This is a genomic window from Brachybacterium sp. EE-P12 (assembly GCF_003711805.1).
GTDB lineage: Bacteria > Actinomycetota > Actinomycetes > Actinomycetales > Dermabacteraceae > Brachybacterium.
The window spans coordinates 1-1,317 of record NZ_QXCP01000018.1; the positions used below are offsets into that span (position 1 = coordinate 1).

Sequence of the window (1,317 nt, forward strand, 5' to 3'; positions counted from 1 at the left end):
TGAATCGCCCCGGGTCTGGTGGAGGCTCTGAATCCACGGGAGGATGAGGAGCATGGCAGCACCGAGGAAGTACCCGGACGAGCTTCGGGAGAGAGCCACGAGGATGGCTGTTCAGGCGCGACTGGATCCATCGACGAGGTCGGGCACGTTCCGTCGTGTGGGCGAGCAGCTCGGGATCAATCCCGAGACTCTGAGGAATTGGGTCGTGCAGGCGGAGGTCGACGAGGGATACCGTCCCGGAACCACGACTAGCGAGTCCCAGCGCTTGATCGAGCTGGAGAAGGAAGTACGTGAGCTGCGCCGGGCGAACTCGATCCTGAGGTCGGCGTCGGCTTTTTTCGCGGCGGAGCTCGACCGCCCACAGCGTTGATCGTGGAGTACATAGACCAGCACAAGCATGAGTTCGGCGTCGAGCCGATCTGTCGGACGCTCACCGCAGCGGGCACGCAGATCGCGCCGAGCACGTACTACGCGAGCACGGCCCGCCCGCCCTCGAAGCGAGCACTGCGTGACGAGGAGTTACTGGTCGATATCGGCCGGGTCCACTCCGCGAACTTCAGCGTCTACGGGGCAAAGAAGGTCCATGCGCAGTTGCGGCGGGAGGGCATCTCGGTGGCGCGCTGCACGGTCGAGCGACTCATGCGCGTCGCTGGGCTACGTGGGATCAGCCGGTCCAAAGGCCCGCGCACCACGATCTCCGGTCGCGGTCCGGATTCTCGTCCTGACCTGGTCGAACGAGACTTCACGGCCACCGCTCCGAACCAGTTGTGGGTCGCGGACATCACCTACTGCCGAACCTTCGCCGGCTGGGTGTATGCCGCGTTCATCATCGACGTGTTCTCCCGCCGCGTGGTCGGCTGGCAGCTGTCGAAATCGCTGCGGACAGATCTTGCGCTGGACGCGTTGGAGATGGGCATCTGGGCCCGCGATCACGCAGGCCAGTCCGTCACCGGGCTCACGCATCACAGCGATAAGGGCGTTCAATACGTCGCCATCCGCTACACCGAGCGACTTGCCGAGGCCGGCGCGGTCGCCTCGGTCGGCTCCACCGGCGACTCGTATGACAATGCCCTGGCCGAGGCCTTCAACTCGCTGTTCAAGGCCGAACTGGTCCGCAACCGCGGGCCCTGGAAGAACATCGACGACCTCGAGATCGCGACCGCAGAGTACATCGACTGGTTCAACCACCGGCGTCTGCACGGCGAGATCGGAATGATCCCGCCCGTCGAGCTCGAGGACACCTACCATCACAACCACCCCGCACCGGCACCCGCCGACGCGGCACTTGCGAGCCTCTAACAAACCCGGGGCGATTCA

General features: G+C 64.8%; 1 protein-coding gene and 1 other annotated feature. The gene reads left to right on the forward strand.

Going from position 1 to position 1,317, the window contains the following annotated elements; all coding sequences use genetic code 11:
• Window positions 1–52: 52 nt before the first annotated feature.
• Window positions 53–1,299, forward strand: a protein-coding gene (locus D1648_RS17735) for an IS3 family transposase (protein WP_241155578.1) whose coding sequence is annotated in 2 segments (ribosomal slippage) — window positions 53–338 and window positions 338–1,299 — 1,248 coding nt in all. Because the reading frame shifts where the segments join, the coding sequence is not laid out codon by codon here.
• Window positions 331–459: a sequence feature (AL1L pseudoknot), on the forward strand. It overlaps the preceding gene by 129 nt.
• Window positions 1,300–1,317: the final 18 nt, after the last annotated feature.